Origin of the sequence: Leptotrichia trevisanii DSM 22070 (assembly GCF_000482505.1) — a bacterium.
Taxonomy (GTDB): Bacteria; Fusobacteriota; Fusobacteriia; order Fusobacteriales; family Leptotrichiaceae; genus Leptotrichia; species Leptotrichia trevisanii.
This window is the reverse complement of the sequence record NZ_KI519443.1, coordinates 39,344-61,299: the sequence shown is the minus strand read 5'-3', so window position 1 is coordinate 61,299 and position 21,956 is coordinate 39,344. Positions and strand designations below refer to the sequence as shown.

Sequence of the window (21,956 nt, the reverse complement as noted above, 5' to 3'; positions counted from 1 at the left end):
ATGGTAAAAGAATTTTTGAGATTAGAGAATAGGCTGATATTGAAATTGGAGATAGAGCCGACTTCTCCTTTGATTGTGAAATTGGGAGATAGTTCTGAAAAAAATAATAAAAAAGAAAAAAGTGAAAGTGTAATATCGTTTATAACTTCTGATTCGCCAAGAGGAAATTTAGTAAAATATGAAGGAAATTCAAAAAAAGAAGATAAAAGAAAAGGTGAAATATTTATTCCAGGTTCTACATTAAAAGGGTTGCTTAGGGAAAGATTTAATAAAATTTATGATATAAAAAAAGATGATGAATTGAATTTTAAGGCAGAAAATAAAAATCATAAGGAAGTGGACAATTTATTTGGTTGGACAGAGGGAGATAAAGCTCAAAGAGGAAGAATTTTTATAGAAGATGCTTATCTTGAAAATCAAGATTTAAGAGAAAATTTTTATACAAAAGATATAAATGAAGCATTGGAGGTTATTATGTACAGAGATATAACTCCGATAGATGGATTTACAGGTAAGGCAACTGTTCCATTGAATTATGAGTGTACTATGGAACCATTTGTAACAGAATTGATAGTAAATAATCTTAGTTTGGAGGAATTAAAAAATATATTTTTTGTATTAAGAGACAGCCATTTAGGAGAAATTCGGCTTGGAAACTCTAAAACTAGAGGGTTTGGACAAGTGAAATTTAATATTCAAAATATGGTAATTGAAAATTATAGAGATAAAACAAAATTTATAGTTAATTTAAAGGATTATTTTGAAGTAGATTTTCTAAATTCAATAAAATTAGGAAATGAATTTTTGAGAGAAAATTTGAAATTAAAAAGAGAATTTAGAGAAATTGATGTAAAAAATCCAAATAAATTTATAAATACACTTTTTAGTGAGGTGGAATGATGGAATTTAAAAAATTTGATAAGGAAAAAATGAAAGAAGAATTACAAAATGATGTTTATAATCTGGTTTATATAAATTATGAAAAAAAAGATGGAATAAAAACATTTAAAAATGAAGGAAATGCTCTAAATTTTTTAGATGAAAATGATTTTAATGATTTTTATAAAATTTATATTTTTAATAACAAATTTATGAAAACAATTTATAAATTCGGAGAAGATGATTATAGATATTTGGAAATAAATTCAGAAGAATTTGATGAAAATACAAAAAAATATAGAAAAATATTGTTAAATGTCAAAGAAGATCCAGAGGGGGAAAGATATCGTCATTTAAAAATATTGATTGGGAAAAATAAAGTTACAGGCAAAGAAATGGTGCAGTTTTTGAAATTTTTAGGAGGTGAGGAAGATGAAAGGGAAAGTAGTTAAGATGAATAACTCCACAAAAGAAGTTGAGATAGAAGTTAGAGGGAAAATAGAAAAACATATTGTAGGGAAGGCTATTTTTAATCAAAAAAAGTTTCAGGAAGGAGATAATATAGAGTATAATCTTAAAGGTAAAAATTTTGAATTTTTAAAAAAAATTAGTGGTGAAGAAATGGGAAATAAACAAAATAATTTTTTAAATAATAGAAATAATAAAAACTTTAGTAAAAATAATAATTCAAAAGAACCAGTAAAAGTGAAACAATATCCATATAATTTTGTTTCTTTTAAAGATGAGAAGGATATTATAGACAAAGGAAAAAGAAAATTAGGAACAAATACTGGAAAATTAGTTTGTAAATTAGTAAATAGAACACCTTTATTTGTTATGGGAGAAAGTGAACAAGATAATAATGGACATACTAAAGAATGGTTTTATAGAGAAAAGGGGATACCTGCAATTCCTGCAAGTTCTTTAAAAGGTGCGGTTAGAAATGTAATTGATGTTTTAACAAACAGTGTTATTAGAAATGTAGAAGATGAAAAATTAGAACAAAGAATTGGTGCAGGGAAATTTGAATCTGTATTTGGAATAATAGAATCCCTTCCAGAAAATGGTAAAAATGGAGTAATTATTGAAGCAGAAAGAATAAAAGTTAAGACGAAAGAAAAAATAGAAATTGGGCATAAAAGATTTAATTTTGAAGATAATGGTAAGGAATTTTCAAAGAAATATAACAATAAAGATGGATTAATAGAGAGAGTAAAATTAAAAGATTCAATTTATAAATTGGAAAAAACTAAAATTCAAATAAAAAATAAAGTAACAGTAGTAGAAAAATTGATTAGAACTTCAGAAGAATATAAAAAATTTTTAACGGATGATGAGGATGAGAATGGAGTTCAAGGAGTATTATGGTTTTCATCGCCAATTCATGGGAAAATATATGAAAAATTATTAATTCCTAAAAAAAATGGCAAGAAATTTGAATTTTCACAAGAAGAGTATCAGGATTTTGAATATATAATAAATCAAAGAAAAGACAGAATAAAAAATGGTAAAGAAAAAGGTATTTCATCGTTTTATTATGATAAGGGTTTAGAAGTTGGAGATCCTGTTTTATTTCAAGTAGAAAATGGAGAAAGAGCAGAACATTTGGCTTTTTCTGAAATTCCAAGATTGAGATATAAATTTTCTCCATTGGATTTAGTACCAAAGGAGTTTCGTCCAAGTGATTCATTGGATAATTTATCTTTTTCAGAAAGATTATTTGGAACAATTGGAGATAATACAAAAAAAGAGGAAGGGAAAAAAGAGGAATTAGTAGCACTTTCTGGAAGGGTATTTTTTGAAGATGCTAAAAATTATAAACCTGAGATGATAGATAATGGAAATCCAGTTACTTTAAAAGCATTTGGGGAGCCACACCCTACTTTAACAACCTTTTATTTAGACAATATTGAGAAAAATTATAACGAAAATAAAGGTGTTAGTATTCGAGGTAGAAAATTTTATTGGCATCATAAGGAAAAAATTGGAAAACTTTTTTCAGAATACAGGAAATCAGTAGAAATGCCAAAAGATAAAAATGGACAAAATAAATTTGCATATAATTCGAGTTTAGAGTTAATGGATATAAACAATGAATTTGAATTTAATGTTAATTTTGAAAATTTAACGGATGAAGAGCTGGGAGTATTGATCTATGCTATAGAGCTTGAAGATGGATTATTGCATAAAGTAGGTAAAGGGAAAGCCTTTGGATTTGGAAGTTGCAAAATCGAAATAAAAGAATTTTTATTGGAAAATAAAGATAAATATAAAGATTTTTTGATTGAACCTTTTGAAAAAGAAAGTAAAAAAGAAGACTATATAAATAAAGCAAAAGAAAAAAGATATTTTGATGAAAATAGAAAAAATATTAAAGAATTAAAAGCAATACTTTCTAAAACAAATGATTTAGATTTTAGTGAAAGTTCATTTCCTGAAGATATTAACAAAAAAGGAGAAACGAATAGTTTAAACTGGTTTGTTAATAATAAAAAAGGAGATAGAAAGATAGTTTTATTATCTATATTGGATAAAAATCCAAAATAAAATTTAAGGAGTTCTACTAGTGAAATACTCAATATTAAAATTCAAACGAAATGAAACGCATACAATGAGAGATTTGGAAAAGTTAAGAGGCTTTTTAGCGGATAAGTACAGAGAAAATATGGTTTTTCATAATCACTTGTCGGATGGCTATAATTATACATATCCTAAGTTGCAATATAAACTGATTAAAAATATGCTTTCTATAATGGGAATTGGTGAAGATGTTACTGAGATAAATAAGAAACTTTTTGAAGAAATTGATTATTTAAATATTGATGGAAATTTGATTTTTGATATTCAGAAGGAAATTGAAATTTTTGATGATGAAATAGAGTTTACGTGGGATAAAATGTATGAATATAGATTTGTGACGCCGTATTTACCATTAAATGACAAAAATTTTTCTAAATACTTGAGGAGAGAGTACACATTGGAACAAGCGATTACGAATAACATTTTAGAAGTATTAAAAGGCTTGGGAATTTGGCTTGAGAAAGAAAATAAAATTTATGTTTCCGCAGATTTGCAAATAACTTCAAGAGATTTGAAAAATGTAAATATGATAGCATTTATTGGAAATTTTTATACAAATATGAAATTTCCAGATTATTTTTCGCTTGGAAAAAGAAAAAGTTTAGGTTATGGAACGTTTGTAAAAGTTGAGAAATAAATTTTTATAAAAATGAAACGAGATATATTAAAGAAATTGAAATTTATGGAGATTTAATTTATGAAAATTATAATATCACCAAGCAAAACTAAAAAAATTAACAATTTGCCAATAAAAGATATTGGCTCTTTGATTGAAAAAGAGCCTTTTTATCTAGAAATAACAAAGGAAATTATTGAAAAAATAAAAACCTTTTCTGTAGAGGAAATTGAGAAAAAGTTTAAATTAAAAAATGAAAAAGCGCAAAATTTATTAGGATTTTATCAAAATTATGAAAATGAGAAAAGTGGAAATGCTTTGGCAAGTTATACTGGTGTTGCGTATAAGGCTATAAAGATTGAAACGTTTGATAAAAGTGATTTTGAATATTTGGAGTCGCATCTGGTTATTTTGTCTGCTTTGTATGGAATTTTAACACCTTATACAAATGTGAAGGAATATCGGCTTGATATGACAAATTCAATTTTTGAAAGTAAGTCGCTTTATGAGGTTTGGAAATCAAGTGTAAATGAATATTTTGAAAAGGAAGACATTGTTTTAAATCTTGCCTCAAAAGAATATTCTAAACTTATAAACTCTGATAAATTAATTGATTTTGAGTTTTGGGAAGATTCAAATGGGAAATTGAAGCAAGTGAGTACAAACTCGAAGAAAATGAGAGGTTTTACTTTGAATTATATTGTGAAAAATAAGATTAGTGATGTGAAAAAATTGAGAAATATTACTTTGGATGGGTATGTTTTTGATGAGGATATGTCGGATGAGAGAAAATTTGTTTATGTGAAAAAGTAACAATAGATGATCGTAAAAGAGAAAGTATTGTTTTATAAAGTTGTGAAGGGGATATATATATGAATAAATTAATCTTGATTTTTTTATTATTGGGAGTTTTAGGATTTTCAAAAGATAAAACTGTGATAAGAGATAAAAAAATATCTGAGGAAAAAAGAAAATTTTTATTAAAACTTTCAGAACAAGCACCATATAAGACAGAAACTGAAAATCTGGCAGATTATAATTATATTAGTCTGCATTTTAATAATTAAATAATTTAAAAAACAGAGAGTTTTAGATATATACTCTCTATTTTTGTTTATCTTGTTTATAATAAAAATTAATTCAAAAATTTTCCTTTCACCAATCCCCCAACCTTAACTAACGCCAATAAAATCGTAAGCAGTACAATAATTGAAGGGCCTGATGGAATATTTAGTGTGTAGGAAAAATATAGTCCTGACAGTATTCCGATGAATGAAAAAATTATGGATAAAATTATGATTGTTGAGTATTTTCTTGCGAGTGAGGCTGCGATTGCCTGCGGGATTGTCAGGATTGAGATTATTAGGATGATTCCTATTGTTTTTATGTTTATTATTATGACGGAGGATATTAGGATTATCATAAAGTAGTTTATGAAGGTTACTGGTACGCTGTGGATTTTGTAGAAGTTTTCATCAAAGCTGGTGTAGACGATGCTTTTGTAGAAGATGATGAAAAATGTGACTGTAATTGTGTCCAGTATTAGCAGTAAAATTATGTTTAGGGTGTTGGATAAAAGGATATTTCCGAATAAATAAGTTGACATATCGGACTGATAGCCTGGTGTCAAGAAGGCAAAAATAATTCCGATAGCCATTCCCATTGACATAACGATACCTATTCCCAAATCACCGTCAACATGAAGAGTGTCTTTTAGGACTAAAATTAGCACACCTGACAATATTGAGAAAACCAGTCCAAAAAATAATGGATCTTTTATTGGCAAGTTAAAGAAATAAATTAGGTAAATTCCTATTCCAATACCGCCGTAAGAGGCATGGCTGATACTTGATGAAATAAAGACCATTTTTTTATTTACAATATAAGTTCCTATTATTCCACAGCATATACTAGAAAGAAGCCCTACAATAAGGGCGTTTCTCATAAAAGCGTATTCAAAAATTTTTATAAATTCCATAATTCCCCAATCTTTAATAATTTATCTTTAATTTTGTAAATTTTATTTGTGTGAATGTAAGTAAGGATTGCTGCACACATAATCTTCCTTTTTCTCATAAACTTGAATATTTCCTTCCACGACAAAAATTGAATCAATGTAATCGTAGATTTTTTCAAGTTCGTGAGAAATTACAACTATTGTTGAATCTGACAGTTCCTTTATTTTTTCAAAAAGTTTAAATTCAAATTCCTTATCCAGAAATGACTCTGGCTCATCAAGAAAAATAAGTTCTGGCGAAGAAATTAAGGCACGTGCAATTAATGCCCTTTGAAGCTGTCCACCAGATACTTCGTTTATTAATTTATTTTTTAAATGAAAAATATCAAATTCCTTCAAAAGTGTTTCAGCACGTTTTTTTTCTTCATTGTTAAATCTTCTGAAAAGGTTATTTTTATTAGTTAATCCTGATATTACCAAGTCAAAAATATTAATGGGAAAGGAAGTGTCAAACTCCCTTATTTGTGGCAAATAACCAATTTTGTTTTCACTTGTAAAAAACTCAATACTGCCAGAATTTTTTCTCAAAAATCCCAGTATAACTTTTACCAAAGTCGATTTTCCGCCACCATTTCTTCCCAGAATTGCAACATTTTTTCCTTTAAAAATATCTAAGTTTATATCGTTCAAAATATAATCATTCTTGTATTTAAAGTTAAGATTTCGTACACTCACAAGTTTTTTATTCTGTCCGTTAGCCATCAAATTTTTATCCTTTCGTTTTCTTCTCGTTCTTTTTTTGAATAAAAATTTTTAATTTAAATAATCTACAAATTGTTTTAGATTTTCAAAGACATTTTCCTTGTCAACATTAAATTCAGCAACTTTTGAGTTAGGAATTTCTTTTGAAATAGCTTCGGCACTTTGTTTTGGAAATTGAGGCTGAACTAAGATTGTAGTTATGTTATGTTCTTTTGCTTCATCAATGATTTCTTTTATTTGCTGTGCTGATGGTTCTTTTCCTTCCTGCTCGATTGAAATTTCTTCAATGGCATAATTTTTTAGGAAATAGTTTAATGCAGGGTGATAAATCATAAATGATTTTTTAGTTTTTGAAGCCATTTTTTGTGAAAGTTCTGCTTTTACTTGATTAAGTTCTGTGATGAAAGCATTGTAATTTTTTTCAAAAGTTTCTTTTTTGTCTGGATAAAGTTTTGACAATTCATTTTTTATATTTTCAGCAACTTTAGGCATCATGTCAAGCGAGAACCAAACATGCGGATCAATTCCACCGTGTCCTTCATGCTCGTGATGATGTTCGTGTTCTTCCTTTTTACCGTGTTCATGTCCATGCTCATGTTCGTGGTCATGATCATGATCTCCTTTGATAAATAAATTTTTATCAACACCATCCAAAACATTAACAATTTTATTTTTATCACTTAGGCTGTCAGAAATTGTTTCTTCAAATCCCAACATATTGTAAGTGAAAAATACTTTTGAATTTTCCAGAATTTTCAAATCTGAAGGTTTTGGCTCAAATAGTTCGTGATTCATATTTGGCTGCACAATTGAAATAACTTCAAAATCATCTCCTGCAATTTTTTGAGTAAGCCATCTTAAAGGCGGTACGCTTGTTACAATTTTTTCCTTTGCTCCTCCAGTAGTTCCTTGCTCTTTTTTAGTTTCTGATTTATTTCCGCAAGAAAAAATAAACAGAGCTGATAATAAAAGTAATGATAATAATTTTTTCATTTTAATTCCTCCTATATGTATTTTTTTGTAAATCATAAATTTAATCACAATCGTTGCATTTTCCTTTAAAAATCGAAAGATGTGACAATAGTGAAAAGCCTCGTTTTTTTAATTCGCTTTTTTCTTTTTCTGTTTCTTCATTTGAAAATTCAGGCACGGTTTCAATATGCTTGCAAGAATCACAAATAAAAAAATTGGCATTTTCTTCTTTAAAGTAATATTTTTCATTTTCAAAGTCGAACGAAAAAATATAATTATTTTTTTCTAAAAATTCCAAAGCCCGATAAACAGTCGATAAATCAAAATCCACCTGTGATTTCAAAAATTTTGCATTTACAGGGTTGTTTGAAGCCTGTACAAGTTCAAAAATTTTTTGCCTTTTCTTAGTTAATTTCATAACAATACTCCTAATAATAAAAAACGTTTTTTACTTTAGCAAATTTGCAAATCATTCGCAAAATATAATTTATTATATATAAAAAAATGTAGTTTGTCAAATGAATTTAATAATTTTTTGTTGTATTGCTTTTTATTTGTGTAAAAGAGTTTTTAAAATTAATTTATTTTGACGTAAAGAAGTGATGTTGTTGAATTGTAGCACAAATTATGGTAATATATTAAATAAATAAATGTGTGGATTAGAATTTAGGAGGAAAAATAGATGTATAGAGTATTAGTTGGGGAATATATTGATGATGAAGCGATTGCAGGGCTGCAGGAAGCTAGGGATGTGAAAGTGGATGTGAAAGTCGGGATTTCACGTGAGGAGATTTTGGATATAATTGGCGAATATGATGCTTTGATTGTGAGAAGCGTTATAAAGGTGGATAAGGAACTGCTGGATAAGGCTAAAAATCTGAAAATAGTCGGGCGTGCGGGAAATGGTACAGATAATATCAATATTCCAGAAGCGACTGCACATGGGGTGATTGTGGCAAATACTCCTGACAGCAATACAGTTTCGGCTTGTGAAATTGCAATTGGGCTGATGATTGCGTCTGCGAGAAATATTGTTGCGGCGAATAATTTTATAAAAAGCGGGAAATGGGAAAGAGAGATTTTTGTAGGAAATGAATTGTTTGAAAAGACATTGGGAATTATCGGACTTGGAAGAATTGGTGGACTGGTTGCTACGAGAATGAAGGCGTTTGGGATGAAACTTGTTGCTTATGATCCGTATATTTCAGATGAGCGTTTTAAAAGATATAGTTGTGAAAAGGCTAAAACATTGGATGAATTGATGGAAAAAGCGGATGTGATAACTATTCATACGCCTAAGACTAAAGAAACTGTGGATATGATAAATGCTGAAAATCTTCATAAGCTAAAAGATGGCGTAAGGCTTGTAAATGCTGCACGTGGTGGGCTATTTAACGAAGAGGCTGTGGCTGAAGGATTAAGAAGTGGTAAAATTACGAGTTTTGGATACGATGTTCACACGGTTGAGCCACGTTCTGAATGTATTCTTTATGAATTTGAAAATGCAATTACAACTCCGCATATTGGGGCAACAACTTATGAAGCGCAGCGAAATGTGGGGACTCAGGTTGTGAAGCAGGTATTAAACGGACTTCGTGGGGAAATAGTTGAAACGGCTGTAAATTTGCCTGCGATTGGAAGGGAAGAATTTTTAATTGTAAAACCATTTATAAATCTAGCAGAAAAATTAGGAAAAATTTATTTCCAAATTGAAAAAACTCCAATTACAAATGTTGTGCTTAATTATTATGGAGAAATTGCTGAACAGGAAACTGCACTTGTGGATTCGACGGCAATAAAAGGGATTTTGGAGCCAGTTTTAAAAGAAGAAGTTAATTATATTAACTCAAAGCCGCTTGCTGAAAAAAGAGGAATTAATATTTCAATAAATAAAAAGGAACGTAAATATAAAAACTATTCTTCGGCAATAGAATTTGTAATAACAAATGAGGAAGGTAAAAAAATCTACGTTGTTGGAACAATTGGAATGAACAACGAGGAAAGAATTATCAGCATAAAGAATCATGATGTGGATATGGCAATTTCTGATAATATGATTTATTTAGGAAACGATGATGTGCCAGGAGTTATCGGAGCTGTGGGGGCAACTCTTGGAAAAGAGAATATAAATATTGCCACAATGAACGTTGGTAGACGTGAAAATAGTGCAATTATGCTGCTTACAGTAGATAGTGAAGTTGGTGGAAAATCATTGAAGGAATTAAGAGGGCTTAGTCAGATAAAATGGGCTTATTATTTGGATTTGACAATATAATAAAAAATAAAGAATAATAAATTTGTTGGTGCCAATTTTAGAATTAAATTGTGATTGTAGAAAGGGTGTGAGTAAAGATATACTCGTAGCAAATAAATAATAGCAACTTTGAAGAAAGGGTATAGATGAATAAAAAAGAAATTTCATATGATTTTTTAGAAATTAGTAACAGGTGTATAAATAGAGTTGTAAAAGAGGAAACTTTTACAAAAAAAATTAAAAAGGCTGGAAAGAAGACAAATTACAGCAGTGCAAAATATAAACTGGAAATTAAAAAAGAGAGTAAAAACAGATTTAATAAAAAGTTTGGAAATATTGTGAATAAAAAAATTGTTTCAGACAAAAGAATAATTGTAACATCGTTAATGACAGGTATTGCAAGTTTATTGAATGCAGAATCAACTGAAACTTTAAAGCCGTCTGGATATACAGTAAATTATATGGCAAATACAGGAACTGATGAAAAAATTGATAAAAAGTCAAATTTTGAAAATGCAGAAAATATTTTGATAAGCCAGAATTTGAATAAAACTGTAGCAAATAATGAAAAATTGGATAAAATTAAGGTAAGAGCTGCAACAAAGGAGGATAATATCAGATTTTCATTCAATACAAAATTTGATATGCTGTTATCGAAACGAAATTCAAAAAATGGAGCTGATAGCAGTAATAACTTGAAAAGTACAGGAAACGCTTCTTTGGCACCTTCAAATTCAAGTTCAGGTATAGGAACTTCATCAACACAATTAACACCATCGACACAGACAACCAGGGTAATAAATCAGCAAATATTGATACCGATGTACAAATATCCTCACTTAAATGATCCTTATTGGCAGCAAGTGACAAATATGGGTGGTTCAAAAATACCTTATGTTGTGGTAAATCCAGCAAGCGGGCCAGGAACGTCAGTTGATTCAAATTATGTTCGGCAAATTTCGTCAAACATTAATTCGGGAATAAAAAATATAGCTTATGTGGCGACAGGTTATCAATCAAGAAGTACAGCAGATATTATGGCAGATATTGATAAATATGGAAGTTTATATGGAATAAGCAATTTTTCGGGAGTTTTTCTGGATGAAGTGGCAAGTGGGACAGATGCAAATGCAAGATATATGGAAAATGTATATAAAAGCATAAAATCCAAATATCCTAATTTAATGGTTGTCGGAAATCCCGGGAAAAGCATAACTGATTCAATTGTACCGTATTCAGATATATTTGTAACAAAGGAAGTCAGTGCTAATACATATTTAAATAATTATCATGCACCAACTTCAGCCTTTGAAAATAATCCTGCGAATGCAAATCGTATTATGCACATTATTTATGGGGCAACTCCAGCACAATATGATGAAATTATAAGATTGTCAAGAGAAAGAAATGTTGGATGGCTATATATTGTAAATGATACAAACTATAATAATTTGCCAACCAATTTTTCATCATTAGTTGATAACATAAATACTCCTTTAGTTGTTCCTGTACTTTCACAAAATTCTAATAAACTGATGACTAGAGTTATTTCGCCTTCAGCTTCTTCAACACAAGTGCCATTAGAAGCACCAAGATCAAAAGTTAATCTTGATTTAGTAAAAAATGTTAAATCGTCTATTTTTCAAAATCTACAGAATACAGAAGAAGGCAAGACAGACGTTGATTTTACATTCATTGGTAACTTTAGTACAGACTACAAAGATAAGAAAAGCAGTGTGGAATACGATTCAGACAGCAGAGGAATATTAATTTCACTTATGAAAAATTTTGGTAAGTTTACAGTTGGTGGAGGTATGGGCTATCAGGATTCAAAAGTAAATTATAAAGGAAATTTTGAGGGAATAGATGAAAAAATAAAGTCACATCAGTTTATATTAAGTGGAAAATATGAGTTCAATGAAAACATTGACTTAACAAATGTATTAACATATTCTGGCAACAGCCATAAATTTAAAACAGAAACAGGTGCTGGACTGATGAATAACGTAAAATACAAATCACGAATTTTGGATTATACTACGAAATTAGGATATAAATTTTCTATAGATAATGGATTTGTAAAACCATACATAGGTTTGGCAGCAATAAGAGTTTCTGAAGGCAGAATGGATAAACTGGATATTTCGGAATCGAAAAAAAGTGGTTTAGAATGGTTATTTGGAGTGTATGCTGAAAAAACAATTGGACAATTTAATATATTCGGAAAGGCTGAATACGAACTTAGAGGTAAAAAAGGCTCATATCACGGCGAAAGAAAATATGGAAATTATAAAATCGCACCTTTGTCCTATTCAAGAGGTGTATTTAATGCTGAACTGGGGACAAATTATAGAATAAATGATTATGTAAAAGCAAGTCTTGGATATGGACTGGCAGATTCAAAAAATAGCTCAATAAAATTAGAATTAGAAGCAAGTTTTTAGGAGCAAAAAAAATAAATATCAGAAGGAAAGAGTAAAAAACGAAAGGAGATAAATTGGGAAAGTTAGATTTTTCTCAATTTTAAAAATAAAATGGGTTTAAAATTTAAAGTAAAAGTACCGGGAACATCGGCTAATATTGGTGTGGGGTATGACTGTTTGGGAGTTGCATTGGATTATTTTTTGGAACTTGAAGTGGAGGAAAGTGATAAAATTGAATTTTTGGAAAATGGGGAGCCGTTTTCGATTCCGATTGAAGAAAATTTAATTTTTGAAGCGATAAAATATACGGAAAAGCATTTGGTAAAAAATATTCCGAGCTATAAGGTAAATATTGTGAAAAATGATATTCCAATTTCACGTGGGCTTGGAAGCAGCTCATCGGCAATCGTTGCTGGGATTCTGATTGCAAACAAATTTGCTGGAGATGTGCTGGATATTAACGAAGTTGCAAAACTTGCTGTGGAAATGGAAGGACATCCTGATAATGTGGTACCCGCAATCTTTGGTGGAATGGTGCTTACTGCACATGATAAGGAAAACCTTGTATACAGTTCATTAATAAACTCTGATGACTTATGTTTCTACGTAATGATTCCAGATTTTAAATTATCAACAGAAAAAGCAAGAAGCGTTCTGCCAAAAATGTACTTGGTTTCTGACGCAATAAACAACATCTCAAAACTGGGATTACTAGTAAACGCCTTTAACAAAGGAGAATACGACAATTTACGTTTCCTTTTAGGCGACAAAATTCACCAGCCTTACAGATTCGCATTAATAAACGATTCAAAAAAAATCTTTGAAGCCTCTAAAAAACATGGTGCTTTGGGAGAATATATAAGCGGTGCAGGGCCTACATTGATTTCATTAAATTATGATAATGAGGAGTTTTTGGAAAATATGAAAAAAGAACTTGCAGAATTGTCGGATAACTGGACTATTGAGAAAAAGAAGATTAATTTGAAGGGTGCGGAGGTTTATTGATTTTATACAAAAGTTAAATATTTAGTGCAAATGGAGAAATTATTATGGCTATAATTGTAAAAAAAGGCGAATTAGCAAAAATAAATAAAGGAATGTCACAAAAAGGCTTTGCTGAAAGATGTACTTATACAGTAAAAGAATTTCCAAAAAGTAATCTTTCAAAAAAGGCTGAAGAAGCCTTGAATAAGATATTTTCATCTATGAAATAAAATTATTGAAAGCAGATTTGAAGAAGGATACTGAATTACAAAATTTGTTTTTTGGTATCTTTTTATTTAGGAGAATAAATTTTGATAATAATTTTTTAAAAAAATTTTGAAAAATCAAAAAAATGTGGTACAATAAGTTCGTGGTAAAAATTCCTACCACTACTAAAAATTAAAAAAGCAGAGAAAAATCCATTCAAAGCCAATAAAAATGCACGTTAGGAGTTACGGAAAATGTCAAAAAAACAGCAAAAAATGATAAAAATTAAGCAAAAAAATGTGATTTTAATGTCTGAAAAAATTTCTGTAATACCGATTAATAAAGGATTTTCTCAAAAGTACGGGTTAAAGTAAGTTATCCATTAAAACAAGGATTGAAACCAAGAACGGAAAGCGGTTGCAAAGCGTATAAAGGAGACGTTAAAGTAAGTTATCCATTAAAACAAGGATTGAAACTTCTATAATCTTTTTCATAGTTACCTCCTATATTTATGTTAAAGTAAGTTATCCATTAAAACAAGGATTGAAACTTCGTAAATAATTTCTATATCATAATACTTATAATGTGTTAAAGTAAGTTATCCATTAAAACAAGGATTGAAACCTGTATATTCAAAATAATCATCATTAGCATTAGACTTGTTAAAGTAAGTTATCCATTAAAACAAGGATTGAAACATTGAAGAGTTTACTAATATAATTTCGTTAGATGAAGTTAAAGTAAGTTATCCATTAAAATAAGGTTTAGAAAATAACAACTTTTGTATAAGGTTGTTTTTTTGTTTGAGAATAAAATTAGGGGGTTGAAAAAAAAACGAAAATGTGCTATTATACATATAGAAAATAATTTTAGGTAGAGAGTGGGTTATCCCACTCTTTAGTTTTAGATATGAGGTGTAATTTTATGGAACAGATTTTAGATGAGTTTGAGAAGAAAATCGAACCGTATTTAAAGGAAATGAATCTGGAATTGGCAGATTTGGAATATGTGAGGGATGGGGGATATAATTATTTGAGGGTGTATGTGGAGAAAATGGATGGAACTACGACACTTGATGATTGTATTGATTTTAGCCGTGAGATTGATGGGATTGCGGATGAGATGATTCAGGAGAAGTTTTTTCTGGAGGTTTCGACACCAGGGATTGAGCGTAGATTGAGAAAGCCTAAGGATTTTGTGAGATTTTTGGGAGAGAGGATTAATGTTCAAACTAAAAGTAATATTGAAGGGGCGAAGAGATTTTTAGGAAAATTGGAAAAATTTGAAGATAATACAATTTTTCTTTTAGACGATAAATTGGCAAAAATAGTGGAAATACCACTTTCTAAATTAAAAAAGGCAAATTTAATATATGAATTGCCAAATGGCATATTAAATAGTGAGGAGGAATGATGAAAGGGCGAGATCAAAAAATATTTTTGGAAGCACTTGATGAACTTGAAAAAGAAAAGGGAATTTTAAAGGAAGAATTGCTGGAAACAATAGAAACTGCATTGCTTGCGGCGTATAAAAAAAATTATGGTGAAAAGGACAATGTAAAGGTAACGATTAATAGAAACAGCGGAGATGTAAAGGTTTATTCACAAAGGCTGATTGTGGAAAATGTGGAAAATCCTGATGAGGAAATTAGCCTGGAAGATGCAATTTCTGTGAAAAAACGTGCTAAGCTGGGAGATATTCTGGATTTGGAAATTAATGCAGAAAGTTTTAAGAGAAATGCGATTCAGAATGCAAAGCAGATTGTTGTGCAAAAGGTTAGGGAATGTGAAAAAAGAAATATTTTTAACAAATTTAAGGAAATTGAAAATTCAATTGTTTCTGCAAATGTTAGAAAGACTGATGAAAAAGGGAATCTGTATGTGGATATAAACGGACTTGAAGCAATTGTGCCGGCAAAGGAATTATCGCCAGTAGACATATTCAGACAAGGGGATAGAATTAAAATTTATATCGGTGCTGTGGAAGAGTCTACAAAATTTACAAAGACTTTTGTTTCAAGAAAATCTGAGGAACTGCTTCGAGGACTGCTTGAACTGGAAGTACCTGAAATTTATGAGGAAATAATTGAAATCAGAAATATTGCAAGGGAAGCAGGAAGCCGTTCTAAAGTGGCTGTTTACTCAAATGACAAAAATCTGGATGTAAAAGGGGCGTGCATTGGGCGTAATGGTATGAGAATCCAAAATATCATTGATGAACTTTGCGGGGAAAAAATTGATGTTGTGCTCTGGAATGAGGATATAACGGAATTTGTAAAAAATGCCTTGAATCCTGCGGAAGTTCTGTCGGTGGAAATCATCGAGGAAGGTGAAGAAAATATGAAAGTTGCAAGAGTGCTTGTAGCAGAAAATCAATTATCACTTGCAATCGGTAAGAAAGGGCAAAATTCGAGGCTTGCGGCAAGATTGTGCGGTGTGAAAATTGATATTCATACAGAAGCTGCTGAAATTGAAAAATATGAAGAAAATACAGCTTTTAACGATTCGTTTGAAGATGAAATTGAAAATGTTGGAGAAACTTCTGATTCAAATGATGATTATGAAGTTGAGGAAAGTGCATTTGCTGGGCTTCATGAAGAAGAATAAAATTTAATTTTACAAAAAAAATTATAAATGATAAGTATTAAAAAAGTATCAAACAAGGAGATGATTAGAGAGTTTGGATACATTGGGAAAAGAAAAAAGAGAAATTAACAAACCTGAGAGAATGTGCATTTGTTGTAGAAAAAAAGGTGAAAAATCGGATTTTTTAAGGATAGCCGAACAAGACGGGAAATATGTTTTTGATAAGGAAATGAAGATGCAGGCAAGAGGATTTTATGTCTGTAAAATGAATGAATGTATTGAGAGGCTTTCAAAACATAAGAAATATAATATTGAAATGGAACAGCTTGTGCAAATGCTGGAAGAGGTAAAAAAACAAAAAAAAAATATAATTAATATTTTAAAGCCAATGAAAAATTCTGAATATTTTGTTTTTGGAATAGATGAAGTTTTTGAGGGAATAAAGCGTGAAAAGATAAAACTTGTGATTATTCCAGCGGATATAAAGGCAAAATATATTGATGAATTTGAAAAATTGAAGAAAAATTTTAATTTTGAAATTATATTCATTAAAAAGAAGGAAGAATTAATAAGGCTTTTTTCAAGAGATGTGAATGTTATAGGTATTTTTAATAAAAAAGTAATAAAAGGAATATTAAGCAAAGTGGAGGTGATGAATGGATGAAAGTGCATGAATTAGCAAAGGAAAATGGTTTTACGGCAACTAAGTTTATGGAGGAAATCAGAAAATTTGGGATAGATAAAAAACATCATATGAATGTACTAAGTGATGAAGAAGTAAGCCTTATAAGGAAAAAACTTCAAAAGGGAGTCCAAAATAATCAAAATAACGGTAAAACAGAAAATCTGAATAAAAGTGAAAATAAAACAACAGAAAGTACAAAAGAAAATATTGTAAAAATGGTAAGTAGCCATTCAGACAGTCAAAAAAACAATAATGCTGAACACAGTAAAATTAGTGAGCATAAAAACATTAATAAAAATTATGAAAAACCAAAACAGCCATTGGAAAAAGATATTAAACTAAATGTAGAAAAAAAATCAGATAACAGTAATATTAATAAGAGTAATCTGAATAATACAAAAAATTTAGATAATAATAAAAATCAAAAATTTGAAAAACCAAATAGATTTGATAAAAAAGAAAATAATAAGAAAATGGAGATGAAAGTTAATTTGAGTAGCCAAAATAATAAAGCGAATGAATTAAATAGGGAAAAGCAAAGTTTTCAAAATAGAGATAGCCGAGATAGTAAAGATAACAGAGAAAACGGTGGAAGAAATTTTCAAAATAGAGATAATCGAAATAGGGAAGACAGAAAAGAAGGCTTTAGAAAAGAAGGAAGAGATAACTTTAGAAGAGATAATCGAAACTTTAATAAAGATGGAAACAATCAGGCAAGAGATAGTCGTGATAACAGAGGTTTTCAAAATCGAGACAGAGATAACCAAAGTGGCGGAAGAAATTTTAGAGATAGACAGGATAATAGAGGATTTTCTGATAGAGGTGGATTTAATAAGGACAGAGATGACTTTAGAAAAGACAGTCGAAACTTTTCTAATGCCAAAAAGGAAACATCATCTGAAATTCCAGCAGCGACAGTGGCTGAAAAAGGAAAAGCAGGTGGAAAGGGAAAAGGAAAATTCGATAAGAAAAAATACGAGAAAAACAGAAGAGATAGGGAACAGCAGGAAAAAGAACTTCGTTCTGACTTTAGAAAAGATGACAAAAAGAAAAAGAAAAATAAGAAACAGGAAAAAGTTGTCAAGGATGAAATTGTCAGAATTGAAGGAGAGAGCATAGGAATGATAACAATTGGAGAAGAAATTGTTATTAAGGACTTGGCCGAAAAACTGGGAATCAATGTTTCTGATATAATCAAAAAATTCTTTATGGAAGGAAAACTGCTTACTGCAAACGCTATTTTATCATTCGAGGAAGCCGAGGAAGTAGCACTTGAATATGAAGTAATCGTAGAAAAGGAAGTAATAGAGGAAATCAGTTATGGTGAAAAATATCAGCTTGAACAGGAAGACACAGCCGATGAACTTGTAACTAGAGCACCAGTTATTACGATAATGGGACACGTCGATCATGGTAAAACTTCATTGCTGGATGCGCTTAGACATACAAACGTAATGAGCGACGAAGCTGGAGGAATTACACAAAAAATCGGGGCTTACCAAGTAAACTGGAAAGGACAGAGAATTACATTTATTGATACTCCAGGGCATGAGGCGTTTACTGAAATGAGGGCAAGAGGTGCGAATATTACTGATATTTCGATTCTGATTGTAGCAGCTGATGACGGGGTAAAACCTCAGACTGTGGAAGCAATTTCGCATGCTAAAGAGGCTGGTGTGCCAATAATTGTTGCAATTAACAAAATTGACAAGCCAGGTGCGGATCCTATGAAAGTTAGAACTGAATTGACTGAATATGGTCTGATGTCACCTGAATGGGGAGGAACTACTGAATTTGTTGAAATTTCTGCAAAACAGAAAATTAATCTGGAAGAGCTTCTTGAAACAATATTAATTACAGCGGAACTTCAAGAATTGAAGGCTAATCCAAACAAACGTCCAAAAGCGGTTGTTGTGGAATCAAGACTGGATCCGAAAATGGGAGCAGTTGCTGATGTGCTTGTGCAGGAAGGAACGCTTAAAATAGGAGATGTGTTTGTAGCAGGGGAATCTCATGGGAGAGTCCGTTCAATGCTTGATGACAGAGGTAAAAAGATAAGCAAGGCTATCGTTTCACAGCCAGTTGAAATTATAGGATTTAATGTCGTGCCGAATGCAGGGGATATTTTGTACGGCGTAGAAAGCGATAAACAGGCTAAGAAAATTGTTGAGGACTTTATCAGGGAAAGAAAAGTAAATGAGCAGAACAAGAAAAAACATATTTCACTGGAAAGTTTATCTCAAGAGCTGGAAGAGCAGGAATTAAAAGAATTGAAATGCATCATAAGGGCCGATTCAAGAGGTTCTGTTGAGGCGCTTAGGGAATCGCTTGAAAAACTTAATACTGAAAAAGTTGTGATTAATGTAATTCAGGGAAGTGCAGGAGCTGTAACGGAAGGGGACGTAAAACTTGCAGAAGCATCGAATGCAATTATAATCGCATTTAACGTGCGTCCAACGACACCAGCCAGAATCATTGCTGAAAAAACGGGAGTGGAAATTAGAAACTATAACGTGATCTACCACGCAACTGAGGAAATTGAAAAAGCGATGAAAGGAATGCTTGATCCAGAATACAAGGAAGTTTACTACGGAAGAATCGAAGTTAAGCAAGTATTCAAGGTATCAAACGTTGGGAATGTCGCTGGAGCTAGCGTTGTTGACGGAAAAGTTACAAAAGACTCGAAAATTCGTGTGATTCGTGATGGAATTATTATTTTTAACGGTGAATTAGGTTCATTGAAACGATTTAAGGATGATGTTAAGGAAGTTGTAACGGGACAGGAATGTGGAATTGGTATTCAGGACTTTAATGATATTAAAGCCGGGGATATCATTGAATCATACATTATGGAAGAAATCCCAAGATAACAGATAGATAGGTGATAATTGTATGAATGACAGAAGAAAAAGAGGACTGGAGAAGGAAATATCAAGAATTATCGGAATGACGCTTTTGACAGATATAAAAAATGATAAAATAAAAAATCTTGTGTCAATTCACAAGGTTGAGCTGACAAAAGATGGGCGATACCTTGATTTAACCTTCTCGATATTGGATTTGAAAGATAATATAAACAAGGAAAAAATCGCTGAAGATTTGAATAAATTAAAAGGTTTTTTTAGAAAAAAAATTGGTTCACAGCTGTCGATAAGATTTGTTCCAGAAGTAAGGATTCATCTGGATGACAGCGTTGAATATGGTGTGAAAATTGCTTCGATATTGAATGAAATAAAAAAGGAAAACGACAATATCGAATAACAGAAATACTGGGCTGTTTTGAAAATTATAAAAATAAATTGAATTTTGAGGCAGTCCTGCAACTATACAAAAAAGGAAGCGATTAATCTTGTAATGAAATGGGAATTAAAAAGCTATAATGAAGATTATTTGACATCAAAAAGTTCTGAATTTGGTGAAAGCAGGTTAATTTCAAGATTGCTTTTAAATCGGGAAATTAATACGAAGGAAAAAGTTTCTAAATTTTTAAATTCAGACAAGGGGGACATACATAATCCATTTTTGTTTGAAAATATGGAAAAAGTCGTAGAAAGAATAAAAAAAGCTGGAAGAAATAAAGAAAAAATTGTAATTTATGGAGATTATGACGTTGACGGTATTTCTGGAGTGGCATATCTGGTAATAATGCTTCGAAAATTGGGGCTTAATGTCGATTATTACATTCCAAATCGTGTTCACGAGGGAATAGGTATAAATAAAAATCTTTTGAATTTTCTGAAAAAACGGGATGCAAAATTGTTTATAACAGTTGATATTTCAATAAATAACCGTGAAGAGATATTAATGTTAAAAAATAGTGGCATTGACATAATTATAACGGATCATCATAGACAGATTGGGGTGCTGGAGGATAAGGAGCAGGAAAAAGAATTAGGCATTCTTACAATAAATCCAAAGACTAGTGAGACTTATCCTAATAAATCCCTGTCAGGCTCAGGAGTTGCCTTTAAACTCGCTGATGCTGTCTATGAAAGATATGGTGTAAATAAAAAAATACTGTATGATTATATGGATATTATAATGATTGGGACAGTTGCAGATGTTGTGCCAATGACGGATGAAAACAGGTTTATCATAAAAAAAGGGTTAAATAACCTAAAAAAAACCAAAATAAAAGGTTTGAAGTATATCATTAACTATTTGAAGATAAATCCTAGAAATATAACAACCAGTGATATTGGATTTTTCATTGCACCAATTTTTAATGCACTTGGAAGAATTGATAATTCAAAAATTGTTGTAAATTTCTTTATTCAGGAAGATGACTTTAAACTTTTCTCGATTATTGAGGAAATGAAGCGAGCTAATAAAATCAGACGTTATTTGGAAAATGAGATTTATAATGAGCTGGAAGAAAAAATACAGCGACTAGAACGTCCAAAATATATTTTTATGAAAAGCAGGAAATGGCATTCTGGCGTAATAGGTGTAGTATGTTCAAGAATCTCAATAAAATACAATATTCCAGTAATTCTTATTTCAATAAAAAACGGATATGGAAAGGCATCGTGTAGAAGTATCGAAGGAATTAACATTTTTGATATTTTAAAAAGTGTGTCAGATAAATTGGAGCGATTTGGAGGACATGACTTGGCGGCAGGATTTCTTATTTCGGAAAAATATTTAGGCGAAATTGAAAAACATTTGCGGCAAAGGCTTGCTAAAAAGAACAGGGAAAATGTGCAAAAAACTTTACATGTAGATGCATGGCTGAATATCGAGCATTTAAACAAAAGAAAATTACATGAGATAAATAGGCTATCACCTTTTGGGCTGGATAATCAGGAACCAAACTTTATGGATTCAGACATTAATTTTCTGAATTTAACGAGATTCGGGATAAATAATCGGCATTTTAAGGGATTTGTCAGAAAGAATAACCGTATTATTTCGGTAATTGGATATAATTTAGGACATAAATTGAAGACAAATAATTTTTATAAGAAAAAGTTTAAAATGGTTTATACACCGATATTTAAATCTGTTCATTCGGATTTATTTATCGAACTGAAAATAAAGGATTTTAAATAA

The 21,956-nt window shown here is 30.5% G+C and carries 20 protein-coding genes and 1 CRISPR repeat array; of the genes, 16 read left to right on the top strand and 4 right to left on the bottom strand.

From position 1 onward, the window contains the following. Genes K324_RS0110010 through K324_RS0109985 form a run of 6 tightly spaced genes read left to right on the top strand, consistent with a single transcriptional unit; the run spans position 1 to position 5,142 of the window. Positions 1-900 (top strand): RAMP superfamily CRISPR-associated protein, encoded by a 900-nt coding sequence (locus tag K324_RS0110010; protein ID WP_026748994.1) that lies wholly within the window; start codon positions 1-3, stop codon positions 898-900. Continuing rightward, entirely contained in the window at positions 897-1,331 is a 435-nt protein-coding gene (locus K324_RS0110005; protein WP_211231557.1) for a hypothetical protein, read from the top strand. Before K324_RS0110010 ends, K324_RS0110005 begins: the two co-directional genes overlap by 4 nt. Further along, positions 1,312-3,426, top strand: coding sequence for a TIGR03986 family type III CRISPR-associated RAMP protein (locus K324_RS0110000; protein ID WP_026748992.1), 2,115 nt, complete (start codon positions 1,312-1,314; stop codon positions 3,424-3,426). The genes K324_RS0110005 and K324_RS0110000 overlap by 20 nt, the downstream gene beginning before the upstream one ends. Before the next feature lie 19 nt (positions 3,427-3,445). Continuing rightward, positions 3,446-4,096, top strand: coding sequence for a CRISPR-associated endonuclease Cas6 (locus K324_RS0109995; protein WP_026748991.1), 651 nt, complete (start codon positions 3,446-3,448; stop codon positions 4,094-4,096). 60 nt (positions 4,097-4,156) lie between these two features. After that, positions 4,157-4,888 (top strand): YaaA family protein, encoded by a 732-nt coding sequence (locus K324_RS0109990; RefSeq protein WP_026748990.1) that lies wholly within the window; start codon positions 4,157-4,159, stop codon positions 4,886-4,888. 59 nt (positions 4,889-4,947) lie between these two features. Continuing rightward, on the top strand, positions 4,948-5,142 hold the full coding sequence (locus K324_RS0109985) for a hypothetical protein (protein ID WP_026748989.1): 195 nt from the start codon (positions 4,948-4,950) through the stop codon (positions 5,140-5,142). Between the two features lie 68 nt (positions 5,143-5,210). Here K324_RS0109985 and K324_RS15605 read toward each other — a convergent pair whose 3' ends face one another. Genes K324_RS15605 through K324_RS0109965 form a run of 4 tightly spaced genes read right to left on the bottom strand, consistent with a single transcriptional unit; the run spans position 5,211 to position 8,184 of the window. Then, positions 5,211-6,053: a metal ABC transporter permease gene (locus K324_RS15605; protein ID WP_084533623.1), complete on the bottom strand. Its 843-nt coding sequence runs from the start codon at positions 6,051-6,053 to the stop codon at positions 5,211-5,213. A 42-nt stretch (positions 6,054-6,095) separates the two neighbouring features. Next, on the bottom strand, positions 6,096-6,794 hold the full coding sequence (locus tag K324_RS0109975) for a metal ABC transporter ATP-binding protein (protein WP_026748988.1): 699 nt from the start codon (positions 6,792-6,794) through the stop codon (positions 6,096-6,098). Positions 6,795-6,845: 51 nt separating this feature from the next. Then, on the bottom strand, positions 6,846-7,787 hold the full coding sequence (locus K324_RS0109970) for a metal ABC transporter substrate-binding protein (protein WP_026748987.1): 942 nt from the start codon (positions 7,785-7,787) through the stop codon (positions 6,846-6,848). A 40-nt stretch (positions 7,788-7,827) separates the two neighbouring features. Further along, positions 7,828-8,184: a Fur family transcriptional regulator gene (locus K324_RS0109965; RefSeq protein WP_026748986.1), complete on the bottom strand. Its 357-nt coding sequence runs from the start codon at positions 8,182-8,184 to the stop codon at positions 7,828-7,830. A 264-nt stretch (positions 8,185-8,448) separates the two neighbouring features. On the opposite strand from K324_RS0109965, the gene serA reads away from it, so the two are divergent. The 10 genes from serA (at position 8,449) to recJ (ending at position 21,956) form a co-directional block, all read left to right on the top strand. Continuing rightward, the gene (serA, locus tag K324_RS0109960; RefSeq protein ID WP_026748985.1) at positions 8,449-10,041 is read left to right on the top strand and encodes a phosphoglycerate dehydrogenase; all 1,593 of its coding nucleotides are present in this window, start codon (positions 8,449-8,451) and stop codon (positions 10,039-10,041) included. Between the two features lie 125 nt (positions 10,042-10,166). Next, entirely contained in the window at positions 10,167-12,464 is a 2,298-nt protein-coding gene (locus K324_RS14835; RefSeq protein WP_051354447.1) for a spherulation-specific family 4 protein, read from the top strand. Between the two features lie 90 nt (positions 12,465-12,554). Then, positions 12,555-13,448, top strand: a complete 894-nt coding sequence (gene thrB / locus K324_RS0109950; protein WP_026748984.1) for a homoserine kinase — start codon at positions 12,555-12,557, stop codon at positions 13,446-13,448. A 44-nt stretch (positions 13,449-13,492) separates the two neighbouring features. Continuing rightward, positions 13,493-13,657 (top strand): hypothetical protein, encoded by a 165-nt coding sequence (locus tag K324_RS16120; RefSeq protein WP_026748983.1) that lies wholly within the window; start codon positions 13,493-13,495, stop codon positions 13,655-13,657. Positions 13,658-13,997: 340 nt separating this feature from the next. Continuing rightward, a CRISPR array of direct repeats spans positions 13,998-14,405; the repeat unit is 38 nt; unit sequence TGTTAAAGTAAGTTATCCATTAAAACAAGGATTGAAAC. Positions 14,406-14,558: 153 nt separating this feature from the next. Further along, positions 14,559-15,047 carry a ribosome maturation factor RimP gene (locus tag K324_RS0109935; RefSeq protein WP_026748982.1) on the top strand — a complete coding sequence of 163 codons (489 nt, stop codon included), beginning with the start codon at positions 14,559-14,561 and terminating at the stop codon, positions 15,045-15,047. Further along, positions 15,047-16,240, top strand: a complete 1,194-nt coding sequence (gene nusA, locus K324_RS0109930) for a transcription termination factor NusA (RefSeq protein WP_026748981.1) — start codon at positions 15,047-15,049, stop codon at positions 16,238-16,240. The genes K324_RS0109935 and nusA overlap by 1 nt, the downstream gene beginning before the upstream one ends. Before the next feature lie 73 nt (positions 16,241-16,313). Next, a complete protein-coding gene (locus K324_RS0109925; protein ID WP_026748980.1) occupies positions 16,314-16,883 on the top strand; it encodes a DUF448 domain-containing protein in 570 nt (189 codons plus the stop codon). Beyond that, positions 16,880-19,774 (top strand): translation initiation factor IF-2, encoded by a 2,895-nt coding sequence (gene infB / locus K324_RS0109920; RefSeq protein ID WP_026748979.1) that lies wholly within the window; start codon positions 16,880-16,882, stop codon positions 19,772-19,774. The genes K324_RS0109925 and infB overlap by 4 nt, the downstream gene beginning before the upstream one ends. Positions 19,775-19,796: 22 nt before the next feature. Beyond that, complete coding sequence (rbfA, locus tag K324_RS0109915; RefSeq protein WP_026748978.1) at positions 19,797-20,165, top strand: 30S ribosome-binding factor RbfA; 369 nt, start codon at positions 19,797-19,799, stop codon at positions 20,163-20,165. Positions 20,166-20,258: 93 nt separating this feature from the next. Beyond that, a complete protein-coding gene (recJ, locus tag K324_RS0109910; RefSeq protein ID WP_026748977.1) occupies positions 20,259-21,956 on the top strand; it encodes a single-stranded-DNA-specific exonuclease RecJ in 1,698 nt (565 codons plus the stop codon).